We start from the raw sequence: 16959 nt of genomic DNA on the forward strand, positions 1-16959 counted from the left end.
GTGCTATGCATAACGGCGATCGTGCCGTCCTGAGGATCAGCTGCGGAACCGCCGTTGCGGCGCTGGTCTGCTATAGCCTCGCGCTGCCGATGCCGCATCTGGGCTGCATCATGGCATGGATTGTGCTGTGCCAGGGCAAGCCGCTGCCAATCAAAAAAGGGATCGTCGTCGGCCTTCTGCTGATGACCACCCTGGCCGGTGGTGTATTGATGGTGCCAATGCTGACGCATTTTCCGCTGGCAGCGCTGCTGTTCACGGCGCTACTGCTGTATCTGTTGATGCTGATGGGGCTGGCGGGAAAGGGAACCCAGGCGATGCTGCTGACGGTGGCGGTAACGATCATTCCCATTGCCGGGTTGATTGAACAATCCCTCGCCGTCGGCATTGCCCAGATGATGGGTCTCGGGATCATTATCGGCACGGTGGTTAACCGCCTGGCGTTGGCGCTGTTTCCTCCACAGACCCCACCCGCGGGGGCTGCAAAAGTGCCTTTGATGCCGGAATCGCCCCATCAACTGGCCCTGCGAGCGGTGCTGATTGTGCTCCCGGTGTGGCTGCTGGCGTTGAGCAATCCAGCGTTTTATATCCCGGCAGTAATGAAAACCGTGATGCTGGCACAGCAGACCAATACCCTGGCGGCGAAACAGGTCGGTCAGGAACTGGTGCTGTCAACGCTGATGGGCGCAGTGCTGGCGGTCGGGCTGTGGTTTGGGCTGAGCCTCTGGCCGTCATTGCTGATGCTTGTCCTGTGGCTGGCGCTGGTCAGCCTGTGGGTCGCGCGTCGCCTGGTGCGACTGGTCGCTACCCGGTTCACGCCCTCATTTTGGAGCAACGCCTGGGTAACGGGGCTGATCCTGCTGGGACCGGCTATTCAGGATAGCGCCGCCGGGAAAGACGTCTGGTTGGCGTCGGCGATGCGCTGCTCTTTATTTATTATGGTTGCCCTGTATGGCTGGGCATGTGTTGTGTTTGTAGAGCGCTGGCATCCGAGCGGACGCCCCGCGGCAGAAGCGGTTGCAGGAGAGTAATATGTTGTTAGTTTTAGTGACGGGGATGCCGGTCATCCTGCTGAATATGCTGTTGCAGTCATGGGTGGCGGTGTGCTGTATCCGTTTTTACACCAAACGCTTTCATTATAAAGAAGGGGTGATCGCCGGGGCGCTGGCGCTATTTGGCATCATCTTAATTGTGCTGCTGGGTAATCTGCTGCAAATCATGCTGTGGGGGATCCTGTTCCTGTTGTTGGGTGAATTTTCAACGCTACACGAGGCGGTTTACCACTCTGGGGTCAACTTTGCCACCCTCGGCTATGGCGATATCGTCATGAGCGCGAAATGGAAACTGCTTGGCCCGCTGGAAGCGGTGAACGGTGCGTTGATGATAGGTCTGTCGGGAGCCAGCATGTTGGCCGTCTTACAGCATCATATTCGCAAGCAGGTTGGCGATTTTAAATGATCCCCCCGAGTCCGGGAGGCAGCCGGACTCGGGGGCTTACATCGCGGATTACTTTTTGCTTAGCCGCTGCCGGATCGGTTCAAACTCCGGGGTCGCGTGGCGCGGTAGGGTGTCGGGTTGATTGGCATCCACCGCCTGCCAGTAGGACCACGGCACTTTATCTTTACCTAACTCGTAATCCATCCCATCCCAGCTGTCCTCGCGAAAGCTGTAAAAGGCCCAGTGTGCCGGGGTCTTATCCAGTATGGTTAAGACATCCTGCAAATACTGCCGACAGCCGGGCAGGGTGCGAATGCAGCCAAATTCCCCGGCGACGACACGGTTAGCCGGGATCTGATGCTTCTTCGCCCAGTCAAAAGGCTGTTGTAAATAGGCCGCCACCCGCTGCGCGTTCCACATCTCGGCCCTCTGACCAAAGGGAGCAACGCCGGGATACTGATAACGTTTCTGACGCTGTTGATTCACGGCCCCCATCACTTCGTAAGGCTCGTACATATGAAAACTGTACAGCACGCGCGTGTCTTCCAGTTTGGCAGGCCAGTAGTTGAAACCGTCAGCGGCCCCGTACCAACCCCCATCGACCATGATCGGCGTGAGCGGGTCGACCTCACGAATCGCCTGAATCACGGTCTGGTAAAACGCAGGCAGGTCCCGGGCGGTGCCTTGATGATGTTGATACCAGTTCACCATTTCTGCCGGGCTGCTGTGCTCTGCCAGCTCGGCCATTTTTTCCGGGGCGGGTTCATTAACGATGTTATAGGCGGCCACGCCAGGGACATCCTTCAGGGCCGTCGCCAGGTCTCGCCAGAATTGTGCGCTCTGCTGCCAGTAAGTTTTGTCCTGCCAGAGTCGATCATCAAACTGGCCGTGATTGTTCTGCGACCAGCGCATACCGGGCAACGACAGCGGCGCGATGACCACTTTCAGGCCCGCCTGCTGGGCGCGTTTTAGCGCGGCTTTCAGCGTGATCAAATCCTCGGGCACCAGCCCCTGATAATGGTCGACGCTGCCGAGCAAAAAGTCCCGTAGTTTGGGCTGCCATTTGTCGTAGCTCAGCCGTACCCAGCTCGCACCGTAGTCATGCAGGGCGGTAAAATAGGCGCTTCTCGGCGGCAGGCGGTTGAAGCTGTTGCCGCCATATTGCGGGGTATCCCAGAAGGTGATTTCATCGCTGGCCAGCGACGGGGTGGACAGCGTCGCCAGAATCATTGCGGCGAGGTTCAGTTTTAGCGTTAGGGTTTTCAGGCTCATAGCAGGTTCTCAGAGATGACGATGAGCGCGCAGTATCCCCGGTTGTGGCAAGGCGATTGTCAGAGCAATGTCAGGATCTCAGTTTTGCAGCGTGAGTAGCGGCCCGGCCAACCGATGCTCGAGGCGTAAGGTCAGCCCGCCTCGGGCTTCTTCTCTGTCCACCGTGGCAATACCCCATAACTCAGATGCGTCTTCGCGCCGCGGCCAGGGCTGCATCTGCAGTTGATCGCTTTTGCGCGACCAAATTTGCTGATAGTCGCTTCCTTTGAGCATGGCTTGTTCGAGCCACGGAGCAGGGCAGGCGGACGGGGTTTCAGGCGGCTGTAGCGTGATGCTATGCCCCTGACGCTGGATCCAGTTCAGATTTCGCGTGCCCTGAAGCGCCAGTGATTGCTGCCACACCGCCGATCCGGCACGCAGCGTCAGTTGATATACCCCCATCGGCAGCGGTTCACCCAGCTCCTGGCTCTCCAGTTGGAACTGGTCCTGGGCGTAATACTCCGCCGTTGCGCCGAGCATCAGGTCTTTTCCATCCGGGGCAATTAATGATATTTGCAGATTACGATCCGGGCTGCCGCCAACCAACTGGATGCGGTAAATACGGTTCAGCGGAATATCGCGTTGAATGAGCACCAGCGTGGGACTGTCCAGCCAGGCTGGCGTTTTGACCGGTAAATCGTTCCCGCACTGTGCGGAGATCACGGCGTTCAGCGCCTCTTGCCATGCCCTGCGCTGCGCGTTGCTGTTGAGCTGTGGCCAGACGGCGATCAGCTGTTGCCACGCCAGCGCGGTTTGCTGGCTGAACAGGGCGTGATAGACCGGCTCCAGCGGCGTAACCGGCAGCGCGGCAGCCGTTTGATTCACCAGCGCCATCCACACCAGGGCCGGGAGCAGTAGCGATCGCCTCATGAGGTTTTATCCAGCCGGTAGCCGACGCCGCGTACGCTGGTAATGGCGATGCCCGGCAGTTTCTGGCGCAGTTGTAGAATATGTGTATCAACGGTGCGGGTGGTTGGAAAGGATTGATAGCCCCACACCTGATTGAGCAGTTCGTCGCGGGTGAACACCCGGCCCGCCATTTGTACCAGCATCGCCAGCAGGGAAAATTCCGTTGCGGTCAGGGATACGTCACTATTCCGCCAACGCACCGTCTGGCGTGACGGAAAAATCTGTAACTCGCCTGCACCCAGTTGGCCTTCGCCCAGGGTGCGTAACTGGGCGCGGATCCGGGCCAGCAGTTCGACATGGGCAAAGGGTTTGGTCAGGTAATCGCGCGCGCCGGCCTCGAGGCCGGCCACCCGATCGTCTACCTGAACCCGGGCGGTGAGAACAATCACCGGCAGCGCTTTTTTGGCCAGCCAGCCCGGCAGATAACGCAGGCTGTCACCGTCTGGAAACTGCCGATCAAGGATAACGAGGTCAGCCTTATGCCATTGGCTTGCCACCTCGGTGACGTCGGGTAACCACAGGCAGGTAAAACCTTCCTGCTGCAAAAAGGTCTGCAACCCCAGGCCTAAAGCCCGATCGTCCTCAATCAGTAACAGCGTCTCGCTAGTGTGTTTCGTCACAGGGCAGCTCCAGAGTAAACGTTGTTGGCGCAGGGCTGAACGTGAGCCGCCCGTTCAACCTTTTTATAACCCGCATCACAATCGATAACCCGAGGCCTAGTCCCGCCTGAGGTGAGCGCTGCGAGAGTAGTTGCGGCAGTTTGTTCACGTTCAGCCTCCCGCTATCGGTGACTTGCAAAGTGAGCGTGCCCAGACGCCAGCCCACGGTTAACCGCACCGGCGCACGTCCGTGGCGATAGGCATTTTCCACAAGATTGGTCAGACACAGATTGGTCCAGTACAACGGCAGCGCCAACCGTTGGTCACTTTCCAGGCAGAACATCAGGCCAGGATACGCCTCAGCGAGGTGAGTCAACCAATCGCTTAACCAGACGATGGAGGGCGTTTCGAGCCTGTCTCGCGGACCCTCAGCGGAAAGATAATGCTGGCTGGCCTGCGCCATCTGGCGCATCCGCTGCACGCTGTCGGCCAATGCGCCAAATCCTTCCTGTGACTGCGGCGGTAAGTTATCGAAGTCCCGGCGAAAATGCTCCACCACATTGCCCAATTGGGCAATGGGTGTACGCAGTTCATGGGTCAACATCTGCACAATAAATCGCTGGCGCTGCTGCATTTTCCTGCGCTGCCAGACCAGCCACAGCAGGCTCAGCAAGGCGATCAACCCGGTTACGCCCAGCAGTGAGCGCCAACCGATGGCATAAGATCCTTCGGGATTGGCACACAAGGTTCCCAGCGCTATTTTGCACTGTTGACCGGCAGCTTGCAGCGTCATCCCGGCCTGACGGGCCAGTGGTTGCCAGACCTCAGGCGCATAGCGTCGCCACTGTCGCTGATGTTGATGCCACAGGCTACCGTTTTGCAGCAGCCAGCGCTGCCCGGTTGCCAATGCCTCAAGATTGTCATCGGACAGCTGACCGATACCGCCTAAGGCGCGGGGTCTTTCCCGCACGTGCAGGAACGGTTCCAGCGCTGCGCTGTCCTGCGGATGGCGTTGCAGATAATACCAGGCGGTACTGCCACCCAAGGGGGATATCGGATGTGACTGGAACCAGTTTGCCGACAGCTCGGTATGCTGACATAACGCCTGGGCGAACTGGCGCATCGCATCAGTCAGCCCGGCGGTGGGGCCGGCGCATTGCTGTTGATAATGATAAAGCGTCGTTAAAATGGGCAGGGGCGTTTCGGAAAATTGTGGATAGAGCGAGCCGGGGCGTAAAAGCAGAGGATCCAGTTGTTGCAAGGCGGCAAGCGGAACCTGCGTTGCCGCCGGGGCCTGGTTCAGCGACGCGGTAAAATCAGCCACTGACTGCGAAAACGGAACGGGGGAACAGGCCCCGAGCAGCAGCCCGGTGATGGGCGCTAATAATCTTACGCGTAAACGTCCCATCACGGCGCGTATCGTTCCCGCTTATTCATTGCCCCATTGATTGAGGAAGTTGGCGATATCATCGATACGCGAATCTGCAATACCGGCCTCGCGCGCCAGTTCACTCTGTGTCTCTTCGCTGATTTCTTCGTTGTTCATTAAGCGGGTGACCAGCGCCTGGAAGTAACGTGCCAGCGGATCACGCTCAGCTTCACTGACCGGCTTCTCGGTTTCAGTCGAGTATTCATCAACGATGTCATAAAACTTCAGCGGGACTTCATTTGTCATTGGGTATTTCCTGTGGGTTTATTGTCTGTGCCATACCGGCAGGTTATTCGCCGCTGATAGTCTACACCAGTTTTACCCGATCATGCTGCCAGCCGCGCCGTGATCGAATAACCAGCCTTCCAGCGCCTGGTTAAATTCATTCAGGGCGTCATTCGCCTCTGACCACAGTGGCAGAATGCCCGAACCAGGCGGCTCGGGCAGGAGACACGCGGCCTCCAGCTCTCGACACGCGGCGACCACTCCCTGGGCTCCGCAAATTTGCGCCGCACCGGAAATGCGATGTATACATTTGGCCAGCTCTGGCCAGTCCTGTAGCTCGAGTAAATCCCTGGCGAGTCGCTGGTCATCCCGATTGCTGTGTAGGGTCAGGGTCAGCAGCTCCCGGAGCAGGTCATCGTCGTAATTGCTCAGTTCCTCAAGCTTCTGGTAATCGACCTGCTGGCGCAGCAGGTCCTTCTCACCGCCGTGGCCGGGTAAACGCTTAACCACCTCGTTGAGCAGAATTTTAAGCTGCGCGAGCTGCAGCGGCTTGAACAAACACTCGTTCATTCCTCCCGCCAGACAGCGGGCGCGTTCCTCGGGCCAGGCATTGGCCGTCAGCCCAAGAATCGCCACTGAACCCCCAGGGCTTTCGCGAATTAATCGGGTCAGCGCCAGACCATCCATACCCGGCATACTGCAATCGGTGATGACCATATCGAACGCTTCCGTCTGCCAGATTGCCCAGGCTTCGGTCCCGTCACAGGCTTCTGTCACCTGGTGACCGAGATGGGTTAACTGGCGTCGGAGCAACATCCGGTTGGCAGGATGATCGTCCACGGCAAGGATCCTCAGCGGAACATGGATAATCGATGTGTCGCTGGTTTCAAGCTGCGGGATTGCCGACTGCTTGTCGCGCATCATCCCCGGTACGGTAAAACTGACCCGCGTGCCTTTGCCCGTAGCGCTGGTCATGGCGATGGTGCCGCCCATCATATGGACCAGTTGAGCGCAAATCGCCAGCCCCAGGCCAGAACCGCTAAGCACCGGGCCATTTTTAGCCTGTACCCACGGGTCAAAAATATCTTTCTGTTCTTCCAGCGATATCCCTTTCCCGGTATCCGTGACGCTCACCTGAAGCAGGGTGGCTGCCGAATGGGCTTCTTCGGCTAACACCATTTCTACGCTGATATTGCCTTGTTCGGTAAACTTGATGGCGTTACTGACCAGATTGGACAGCACCTGGCGAAAGCGCAGCGGATCGATAAGCACCTGATAAGGCATTTGCGGTGGCATTGAGCAGTGCAGCCGCAAAGATTTCTGCCGCGCGAGCCCTTCGAACACCCGCACTACCGGCGGCAACAATTCCGTGGTTCTGACCCATTCAGGGGTCAGTTCCAGCCGCCCGGACTCAATACGCGCCATGTCCAGAATGTCGCCTATGAGCCCCATTAACGAGCGGGCTGATTCCCACGCGACCCTGAGCGGATCGTCCTCATCAAGTTCTTTTCCTGAGGTGTTCACCGTCAGTTCAAGTAAGCCAATAATCGCACTCACCGGGGTGCGTATTTCATGACTCATGGTCGCGAGGAAGGTACTTTTGGCACGATTAGCCTGCTCAGCACGTTCTGTCTCTTCTGACAGGGCATGGGTCAGCGTTTCGTTGTACTCCAGCTGAGATTGCAATTTATGCTGTGCCAGTTTGCGGGCGCCAATCTCCCGTCGCAGGTAATAAATCCAGATAAGCGACGTCAGGATGGTGACGCCCGCCACCCCGAATACCAGCCAGAAACGTGTTTTATACAATTCCCAGGTATCGAGCCGCACATCCGGCCGGGTTTGCCATTTGTCGATCACCCGGCTGATATCCGCCGGGGAGATATTTTCCAGGGATTTATTGATGATGCTTTGCAGTTCCGGCTGCGAGCGCGATACCGCAAAGGCGATTTTGGCGCTCTGTTCGCCGATTCTGCCGTTAATTTTCAGGCGATCGCGGAAGTAGCGTTCAATCATGTAACTGGCGCCGAAAAGGGTGTGGACCGCCACATCCGCGTTGCCATCATCGACCATTTGCATCGCGATACTGGCATTCGTCGTTTCGATGATCTTGATCCCCGGATTTTTACGGCGTAGTTCAGGGATCAGGGTGTTTTTTTTGACAACTGCCACCCGTGTACCGGGAGGCAGAAGGGCGGGATAATCCTTGTTTACCGATTCAACGAGCACAAAAGGCGAACTGAAATAGGGCCGCGAGAACAATAAATTCTGGTTGCGCTCTTCGCTTTGACTGACCGCCCCGATGAACAGCGCTTGCTGGCTGGCGATCTGCTCGTCCATCACCTCGACAGAATCTGCGGAAACCGGTTCGAAATGCAATCCGGTACGCAGGCGGATCATCCGCAGAATATCAGCAGTTACACCATAAAAACTGCCGCTGGCATCAATCATGGTAAACGGGGCATAGAAGGCATTTACCGCGACTTTCACCGTGGGATTTTCTGCCAGCCATCGCTTCTCGGCAGCCGAAAATTCAACTTTTTTGCTCACTTTCCACAGATTGGCTCCGGCGCTCCATTGCTGCGAAATTACCTGATTCTGGGTGCGTGGAATGGCCTGAAGCACGCGCTCAATCGAACGAATCAGCGGCGTATCCCCTTTGCGCATCACAAAATGGCTGCCGGTATCGCGCTCCGGATAGACCTGCTGAAAAACCAGAAAGTGCGGATAGTTTCGCTCGAGCAGATATGAGGTGGTGACCAGATTACCGATGTAGAAATCGTTTTCGCCGAAGGCAACGGATGCCATGGCCAGATCGTCGGTCTGATAATGGATGAGCGTTGCGCCCGGAAAGTTTTGTTCGATCCAGCTGTCGTCCACATACCAGCGGGCAATAGCCAGTCGCATGCCTTTCTCATAACGAAAGGGCGCATTTTGCGAATTTTTGCGATGAACTAATACCGGGTGATCGCTGATAAAATTGGGTGAGGTAAGCAGGGTATCATTGAGCGGTAATGCTTTTGCCGACGAGTCGGCCACCACATCGACCTGCTTTTGTGCCAGGGCGGCCAGGGCCGCATCACGGTTAGCATAAGCCTGAACATCGACTCGCAGGCCAAGATAATCGCCAAGGAGGGCGATGTAATCGGCGATCATGCCTTCATATCGCCCCTCGCCGGTATACAGATAGAGCGGCGGGATCTCTGGCAACCAGACCGCCACTTTCAACACGCGTTTATTTCCCAACCAGCGCCAGTCAGCATCGTCGAGCGTAAATACGGTTCGATCGTAGCTTTCCCGGCTAATGAGCTGCAGCTGCCCGACCGGAACAGTGGCATCTGAGAGCGTCGAAAACAGCAGTAAAAGCACCGCAAGCGGTCGGCTGAGAAGGTTCATCGTTTTAGTCCAGATTGTGGCGGCGTGCAAAATCCACCAGCCCGACCGTGTTGCTGATCTGCAGTTTATTCAGCAGTCGGGTCTTGTAAGTACTGACCGTTTTATTGCTGATAAACATTTTCTCGGCGATCTCGTTAATTTTCAGCCCCAAGGCCAGATAGTGCAGCACCTGGACTTCGCGGTTGGAGAGCATTTTCACCACGTCGGCTTCCCAGACCGGAACTTTACGCCCGGTTTCAGACTGTCGACGAAGGGGGAAATAACCGTAACCGCGCTCCACGGCTTTTACCGCATCTCGCAGCTCATCCAGATTATTGCTTTTGCCGACAAAGCCATCAGCGCCAGTGTGGATACATCGGCTGAGATAATGCTCGTCATCGCGACCGGTCAGGACCAACATTCTGCCGTTAAATCCAGACTTGCGAAGTCGGTCAATTAATTCCACACCGCTTAGACCAGGAATATCTAAATCGACAACGACAATTTCCGGCTGAAGTCTTTGCGTTAATCTATACGCCTCCATGCCATCACCACATTCCGCCACAATATGGTGCTGATCTTTTTCTAATAACATGCGAATTGCCAGACGGACCATCGGATGATCGTCAATGATGAGTATATTTGCCATGAAAGCCCCTGAGGTTGTGTGCTTTTTAAATGCTGACATAGAAGCCATATTAAAATCAATCATAAATATGAATTTAAAAATTAGCTTTAATAACAGGTTTGGGTTTTACGTTTCGCCCTACAGCAAAGGATGACAGCCCGCAGAGCACTGGCGACAGTGGCTTGGCCTGATTCCACCTGGGTTTCGCTGAAATTTGTAGTCCTTGGATTACAGGTGATGTCATCTTTGATTACACGCGCCGACGGCTATTCTCAATGTTTAATTATTTCTGACGAGTATAGTGAGTCTCACAAAGCGAAATTAATTACCGGGCGAGATGCTTAATGCGTAATGAAATAATGCGCTTTGTAAAACATCGGGATTAACCGGTAAGAAACAATACTTAATTTACTTACAGGAATTTGTTTTATGAAAAAGCAACTGCACGTCTTTGCATTAGTTTCAGTAATTTGTGGCGCATCGGTTTCAGCAGCAAATGCAGCTGACGGCACAATTCAGTTCAACGGCGAAATTATTGATGCCGCGTGTACTGTTTCGCCATCGAGCGCTAACCAGACCGTGAATTTGGGTCAGATCAGCGACAAAGCCTTCACCGGTGCAGGCGATACCGCGGGTGCTACCGCTTTCCAGATTGACCTGACCAGTTGCCCGGCGACCGTCAGCTCAGCGTCTGTGAAATTCGACGGGACGCCTTATCAAGGTGACAACAGTGCGCTGGAACTGACTCAGGGCGCTGGCGTAGCGACCGGGGTAGGTATCCAGATCCGTAATGCAGATAACAGCGTTCTGCCTCTGTTCACGCAGTCACAAAGCACTCCGCTGTCGCAGACCGGCACCAATACCCTGAAATTTAGCGCCGCTTACGTTGCCAAGGCCGCTGCCGTTACCGCAGGTCCGGCTAACGCTGCCGCGACTTTCAGCGTGGTTTACAACTGATTCAGCAAGGGCAGACCGTTCTGCCGTCACCCTTTAGAGCCGGCCTAAACGCCGGCTTTTTTTACCCAGGAGTCTTCAACGTGACGACAAAAATCTCAACGCTGCTGTTCGTGAGTTTCCTCGCCAGTAGCAGTATCGCGCAGGCTGGCGTAGTGGTCGGCGGAACCCGAGTCATTTATGACGGTGGTAAAAAAGAGGCGTCCATCGGGCTGGAAAACCCGGACTCTTCACCGTATCTCATCCAGTCATGGGTGGAAAACGAAGCAGGTCAAAGTGATAAAAGCCGCTTTATTGTGACCCCGCCGTTATTCCGTCTGGACGGTAATCAGAAAAATACCCTGCGGATCATGCAGGCCAACGGTGCGCTCGCGAACGATCGCGAAACGCTGTACTGGCTGAACATCAAGTCGATCCCAACCGCCGATCCGTCTCGCTCCGACAACACCTTGCAGCTGGCGGTCAATACGCGGATCAAGCTGATTTATCGGCCACAGGCATTGAAAAATTCAACCCCGGAAAATGCCAGCAGTGCGCTGAAATGGACCCGCCAAGGGGACCGGTTGTCCGTGAACAATCCGACGCCGTATTACATCAATTTTCAGTCTGTCAGCCTGAACGGACGTCCGCTTGAAAAAGTCACTTACGTGGCCCCTCATGCGACCGCTTTCTTCCCGCTGCAGCCAGACGCGCGTGGCAATCAGATCGAATGGAAAGTGATCAGTGATTACGGCGCTGTTGGCGCAGTTCATAAGACTTCTCTTTAACGCCCTGGAAACCGACCGCTGGAAAAAATAATGTGCCGTTTAACTCAATCTGTAAAAAAACGTCCTGACTTTCGCCCGACATCCTTAGCGATTGCCGTTGCGTTGCTCCTGCCTTCCCTGACTGCACAGGCAAAGGATTACTTTAATCCGGCGCTGTTAGAGCAAACCGGCGAGGGCGGTACTGCGCCTGATTTGTCTGCCTTTGAAAATGGCGGGCAGTTACCTGGGCGCTATCCCGTCGACATCTATCTCAATAACGAAATGGTAGACAGCCGGGAAGTCACGTTTTTTCAGACGCCAGATAAAGGGCTACAGCCTTGTCTTGATGTTGCCGAATTGGCGGGCTACGGCGTGAAGGTCGAATCCTTCCCTGATTTGCAGCCAGACGGGGCCAAGTGTGTCGTACTTACCGCGATCCCTGACGCCTCGGCTGAGTTCGTTTTCAGCGCCCAGCGTCTGGATATCTCTATTCCGCAGGCGGTCGTCAACCCACGTATCCGTGGCTACGTGCCGCCGTCACAGTGGGATGAGGGCATCAACGCGGCGCTGCTCAATTACAGCTTCAGCGGGGTCAGCGAAGTAGAAAATCAGCAGGGCGGCACCGGCAACAGCCAGTATCTTAACCTGCGCCCGGGTCTTAACCTCGGCGCGTGGCGCTTTCGCAATTACACCACCTGGACACGCAACAACAGCGGCGAAGGCGATAAATGGAGCACCATATACAGCTATGCGCAGCGCAGTATTGTGCCGCTGAAAAGTCAGCTTACCCTTGGCGAAAGCCTGGCACCGTCTGACGTTTTCGACAGCGTTCCGTTCCGGGGCGCGCAGCTGGCTTCCGATGATGAAATGTTACCGGAAAGTCAGCGTGGCTATGCGCCGGTAGTGCGTGGGATAGCCCGCAGCAACAGTGCTCAGGTGATCATCCGCCAGAACGGCTACGTGATTTATCAGACCACCGTCCCGGCTGGCGCTTTTGAAATCACGGATATGTATCCGACCGGTGGCAGCGGGGATCTGTATGTCACAGTGAAAGAAGCCGACGGCAGTGAACAAAGCATGGTCGTGCCGTTTGCCTCATTGCCGGTGTTGCAGCGCGAAGGGCGTCTGCGCTTCAGCGTCACCGGTGGCCAATACCGAGCCTACGACAACAGCGTAGAGAAAACGCCTTTTGCACAGGGAACCGCCATCTACGGCGTTGGCAAAGGATTAACGTTATATACCGGTGCGCAGGCGGCAGAGCATTACCGCTCGGTAGCGGCCGGGCTCGGTCAAAACCTCGGCACGTTCGGGGCGATTTCTGCCGACCTTACGCAATCGTGGGGCTCACCAAAAGATGAAGAGACGCGTCAGGGGCAATCGTGGCGAGTGCGTTACAGCAAAAGTCTGGCCGAAACCGGTACCCATTTGGCGATTGCCGGGTATCGCTATTCTACCGCCGGGTTTTACACCCTTTCAGATGTGCTCGAAACCTATAGCGACAATCCGTACAGGTTGAGCAATGACCGTAAACGCAACCGCGCCGAACTGACGCTTAGTCAGGACTTAGGCGACAATCGCGGATACCTGTCGGTGGGGGCGGTCAGCGAAGATTACTGGGGAAATAATCGTAAAACATCCTCGTGGAACCTTGGGTATAACAACAGCTGGAGTGGCATCAGCTACAGCCTCAATTACGCGATGAATCGCAACACAACCTCTTCCGGGGCCGGTGAAAACAGCTCTGGCAAAACCTATGACCGGGATGATGTGATTTCACTGAACCTGAGCATTCCACTCGACCGCTGGCTGAGCAAAACCTACGCCAGTTACAACGTGAGCAACAGTCGCGACCGGGGAACGGTCAACACGGTAGGACTGAACGGGACCGCGCTTGAGGACAACAATCTCAACTGGAACGTGACCCAGGGATACGCCTCGAACGGGCAGGGAAGCAGCGGTTACGCCAGCGCTAATTATCGCGGCACCTATGGCGAAGTTAACGGCGGTTACAGCTACAGCCAGGGGCAGCGCAACCTCAATTACGGCCTGCAGGGCGCTATTGTTGCGCACGCCGACGGCATTACCGCCGGGCAGACTATGGGCGAAACGTTCGGTCTGGTTAAAGTGCCAGACGCAGCGGGTATCGGGATCGATAACCAGACTGGCGTCAGCACAGACTATCGCGGTTATGCACTGGTGCCGAACCTGATGCCATACCGTCGGAATGACGTCACGCTGAGTACCGAAACCCTGGCAGAAAACGTCGACCTCAAACAGACCAGCCGCAGCGTGGTGCCTACCCGCGGGGCCATCGTGCGCGCGGAGTATCGTGCTCAGATAGGACAACGGGTGCTCATGAACCTCACCCGGGCCGACGGCAAAGTCGTTCCGTTTGGCGCGACGGTGGTAAATGAAGCCGATCCCGATGCCGGGAGCAGCATTGTCGGCGACGGGGGGCAGGTGTACCTCGCCGGTCTGCAAAGCAAGGGAACACTTCACGTTCAGTGGGGCAGCGAAGCCGACCGTCAATGTCGGGTGACGTACCGCCTTGGCGATACGGATAAAGGTGACGGCATTCCGATGGTAAACGGTCAGTGCCGCTGAGCACGCAATGAATAAGGCAACCCAATGAAAACATTAATCAAGAAATTAGTACAAAGCCGTGTGCTTTGCTGTTTGCTGCTGTGGGTGGTGTCCAAAAGCGCCCTGGCAGCCTGCAGCTTTATGGACAGTCGGTTTACGCCTAATGACTCGGTACAACTGAGCCTGGGAACAGTCACCGTGCAGCGGGATGCGCCGATTGGTAGCGTGGTGTGGAGCACCACCAACAGCGTGCTGGGCGGGCGTAATAACTTTATCGAATGTAATGCCAGCGGCTTTCAGACTCAGTGGGCTGTGGGGGCGGGGTTCGCGCCGGTGGCCTATAGCGGCCAGACCCTTTATCAGTCCGGGGTCCCTGGGCTGGCGTTCAGAATCGTAACGCCAGGAGCAGGCAGCACCGCCGGGCGTTATGGCACCGGTCCGTTACCACGTCAGATTTCAAATACCGCGTGTGCGAGCGGCGGCAACTGGTGGCGTTTATGCGGCGGGACCTGGGGGAATTATCAACTTCAGTTAGTGAAGGTGGCGCAGACGACAGGTTCAGGCCCCGTGACCTCCGGCACCCTGACAAGGGCGCTGATCGTTGGTCAAACCAACATTCTGGAGTACGCCATTGCAAGCGGCACGGTGCAGACGGTGGCCTGTTCCGTCACCAACAGCAATATTACGGTCAATATGGGGACGGCGAAAAACACGGATTTCAGCGGCCCGGGGAGCACCAGCGGGGATGCAGATTTTTCCATCGCCCTCAATTGCGATGCGTCCGCCAATATCAACATGCGGATCGATGCCGGTAGCGCTGGGGCAGCCGATGCCAGCAACGGCATCCTGAATCTGGATAATGCCGGAACGGCCGATAACGCAAGCGGAGTGGGCGTGCAGGTGTTGTTCAATAACGCACCTGTGGCTCTCGGCTCACGGATAGTGGTGGGTCGTCCAACCGCCGATGGTCCCTATGCGGTCCCGTTGAAAGCGCGCTATTACCAGACGCAGCCCGCCGTAACGCCGGGTAAAGCCAATGCCAATGCCACTTTTACAATGACTTACCAGTGATGAAGACAGTGATGATGAAAAGAATACGGATGCGATTAGTGGTCGGGAGTTTACTGCTGTTGGCCGCGAAAGGGGCGATGGCCTCATGCACGTTCATGGATACTCGATTCACCGCCAGTGACAACATTGCCCTTAATTTGGGGCACGTTGTGGTTCAGCGTGATGCCCCGGTGGGCAGCGTAGTGGCCACATTAAGCAATAACGCGCTAGGCAGTCGCAATGATTTTATCGAGTGCACAACGTCTTCATTCGTCACCCAATGGGCGGCAGGTGGCGGTGCTTACGCCCCTGTCAGTTATAACGCCGAGACGCTCTATCAGTCGGGCATCACCGGTTTGGCATTTCGCATTGTCACCCCTGGGGCCGGGTCCACAACCGGTCGCTACGGCAGGGGAGCATTGCCCCGCCGGGTGAGTAACATCCCGTGCCGCAGCTCGCCAACCTGGTGGCGATTGTGTGGCGGGAGCTGGGGGAATTATCAGCTGCAATTGGTCAAAATCGCGCCAGTAACCGGCTCCGGGCCAATAACGACCGGATCGATTACCCAGGCATTGGTGTTAGGTCAAACACAGGTCATGAATTACACCCTCGCCAGCGGTTCGGTGCAAACGGTAGCCTGTTCGGTCACCAACAGTAATATCATCGTCAATATGGGGAGAACGAAAAACACGGATTTCTCAGGCGCGGGAAGTACCGCCGGGGATGTGGCTTTTGCTATCGATCTGAACTGCGATGCGGCGACCAATATTAACCTGACGCTGGAACCCGGCAGTGCCGGGGCAGCAGATGCCAGCCACGGCGTGCTGAATATTGACCCCGCGGGTGCGGGACAGACCGCCAGCGGTGTCGGGGTGCAGGTTCTGCATAACGATATCCCGGTTGCGCTCGGTGAAATGCTCAAAATTGCCACAACCAGCACCGACGGGATCTTTGCCATTGCGCTGAAAGCGCGTTACTACCAGACCCGGAGTGATATCACGCCAGGGCGTGCCAACGCCAATGCGACCTTCACAACCACCTATCAGTAACCCGCCCAGCGGATCGCCAGCGTGCGATCCGCTGAATCTTCCCCTCAGGCCAAATGATTGCGTTTCGCGAATTCGATCATCTCCAGCGTTTTACTCATTCCCAGCTTGGCCATAATCCGTCTTTTATAGGTGCTGACCGATTTATTACTGACATGCAGTTTTTCCGCGATATCAACCAGCATGTCACCCCGGGCAATGTAGCCGAGCACCTGCAATTCGCGGTTTGACAGCAGGCTTAACAGTTCCTGTTCCGGCTGAGGTTCGGCTGTCATCCCCGAAGCGGCCTGACGCTGCGGGAAAAAGTCGTAGCCGTTCATCACCGCTTTAAATGCATCAGCCAGTTGATCAAGATGATTGTTTTTGCTGATAAACCCGTTTGCTCCAGCGGTTCTGGCGCGGTCGATAAAGTGGCGATCGTTGTGCGCAGTCAGCACCAGTATGCCGCCAGGGAAACCGTCCTGCCGCAGTCGGGTTATCACTTCCAGCCCATTCGGCGGGGGAATATCAATATCAATCACCACCAGATCGGCATGATTACTGCGCAGGAATATCAGGGCATCACGCCCGTTATCACAACTTCCCACGACGTCGTAGCCGTTGCCGGTGGCGACCACCTGGACGGCAAGCTGCGAGACAGGGTGGTCGTCCACGATGAAAATTTTGCTCATAC

Annotated in this window: 15 protein-coding genes; 7 read left to right on the forward strand and 8 right to left on the reverse strand. The window is 56.1% G+C overall.

The genetic code is table 11. The features are described from left to right. Positions 1-5 precede the first annotated feature (5 nt). Together ACG0Z5_RS01100 and ACG0Z5_RS01105 are read left to right on the forward strand one after the other, a co-directional pair. Positions 6-1028 (forward strand): DUF2955 domain-containing protein, encoded by a 1023-nt coding sequence (locus ACG0Z5_RS01100; RefSeq protein WP_394444909.1) that lies wholly within the window; start codon positions 6-8, stop codon positions 1026-1028. Position 1029: 1 nt separating this feature from the next. Continuing rightward, positions 1030-1455, forward strand: coding sequence for an ion channel (locus tag ACG0Z5_RS01105; protein WP_394444910.1), 426 nt, complete (start codon positions 1030-1032; stop codon positions 1453-1455). Between the two features lie 48 nt (positions 1456-1503). On the opposite strand, the gene ACG0Z5_RS01110 is transcribed toward ACG0Z5_RS01105, so the two are convergent. The 7 genes from ACG0Z5_RS01110 to ACG0Z5_RS01140 form a co-directional block, all read right to left on the reverse strand. Further along, positions 1504-2706 (reverse strand): glycoside hydrolase family 5 protein, encoded by a 1203-nt coding sequence (locus tag ACG0Z5_RS01110; RefSeq protein ID WP_394444911.1) that lies wholly within the window; start codon positions 2704-2706, stop codon positions 1504-1506. Between the two features lie 78 nt (positions 2707-2784). Continuing rightward, entirely contained in the window at positions 2785-3615 is an 831-nt protein-coding gene (locus ACG0Z5_RS01115) for a DUF2861 family protein (RefSeq protein ID WP_394444912.1), read from the reverse strand. Continuing rightward, positions 3612-4274, reverse strand: a complete 663-nt coding sequence (locus ACG0Z5_RS01120) for a response regulator transcription factor (protein ID WP_394444913.1) — start codon at positions 4272-4274, stop codon at positions 3612-3614. Before ACG0Z5_RS01120 ends, ACG0Z5_RS01115 begins: the two co-directional genes overlap by 4 nt. After that, positions 4258-5661, reverse strand: a complete 1404-nt coding sequence (locus ACG0Z5_RS01125) for a DUF3404 domain-containing protein (protein ID WP_394445063.1) — start codon at positions 5659-5661, stop codon at positions 4258-4260. Before ACG0Z5_RS01125 ends, ACG0Z5_RS01120 begins: the two co-directional genes overlap by 17 nt. A gap of 21 nt (positions 5662-5682) precedes the next feature. Continuing rightward, positions 5683-5928: a DUF2543 family protein gene (locus ACG0Z5_RS01130; RefSeq protein WP_394444914.1), complete on the reverse strand. Its 246-nt coding sequence runs from the start codon at positions 5926-5928 to the stop codon at positions 5683-5685. 72 nt (positions 5929-6000) lie between these two features. Further along, positions 6001-9300 (reverse strand): transporter substrate-binding domain-containing protein, encoded by a 3300-nt coding sequence (locus tag ACG0Z5_RS01135; RefSeq protein WP_394444915.1) that lies wholly within the window; start codon positions 9298-9300, stop codon positions 6001-6003. A gap of 4 nt (positions 9301-9304) precedes the next feature. Further along, positions 9305-9928, reverse strand: coding sequence for a response regulator (locus tag ACG0Z5_RS01140; RefSeq protein ID WP_394444916.1), 624 nt, complete (start codon positions 9926-9928; stop codon positions 9305-9307). Between the two features lie 408 nt (positions 9929-10336). On the opposite strand from ACG0Z5_RS01140, the gene ACG0Z5_RS01145 reads away from it, so the two are divergent. The 5 genes from ACG0Z5_RS01145 (at position 10337) to ACG0Z5_RS01165 (ending at position 16289) form a co-directional block, all read left to right on the forward strand. Further along, positions 10337-10864, forward strand: a complete 528-nt coding sequence (locus ACG0Z5_RS01145; RefSeq protein WP_394444917.1) for a fimbrial protein — start codon at positions 10337-10339, stop codon at positions 10862-10864. An 80-nt stretch (positions 10865-10944) separates the two neighbouring features. After that, complete coding sequence (locus ACG0Z5_RS01150; RefSeq protein WP_394444918.1) at positions 10945-11628, forward strand: molecular chaperone; 684 nt, start codon at positions 10945-10947, stop codon at positions 11626-11628. 30 nt (positions 11629-11658) lie between these two features. After that, a complete protein-coding gene (locus tag ACG0Z5_RS01155; RefSeq protein WP_394444919.1) occupies positions 11659-14211 on the forward strand; it encodes a fimbria/pilus outer membrane usher protein in 2553 nt (850 codons plus the stop codon). Between the two features lie 24 nt (positions 14212-14235). After that, entirely contained in the window at positions 14236-15261 is a 1026-nt protein-coding gene (locus ACG0Z5_RS01160) for a fimbrial protein (protein WP_394444920.1), read from the forward strand. Positions 15262-15272: 11 nt separating this feature from the next. Beyond that, entirely contained in the window at positions 15273-16289 is a 1017-nt protein-coding gene (locus ACG0Z5_RS01165) for a fimbrial protein (RefSeq protein WP_394444921.1), read from the forward strand. Between the two features lie 44 nt (positions 16290-16333). Here ACG0Z5_RS01165 and ACG0Z5_RS01170 read toward each other — a convergent pair whose 3' ends face one another. Then, entirely contained in the window at positions 16334-16957 is a 624-nt protein-coding gene (locus tag ACG0Z5_RS01170) for a response regulator (protein WP_394444922.1), read from the reverse strand. Between the last annotated feature and the right edge of the window lie 2 nt (positions 16958-16959).

The sequence above is a fragment of the Scandinavium sp. M-37 genome (genome assembly GCF_043558715.1).
Classification (GTDB): domain Bacteria; phylum Pseudomonadota; class Gammaproteobacteria; order Enterobacterales; family Enterobacteriaceae; genus Scandinavium; species Scandinavium vulneris_A.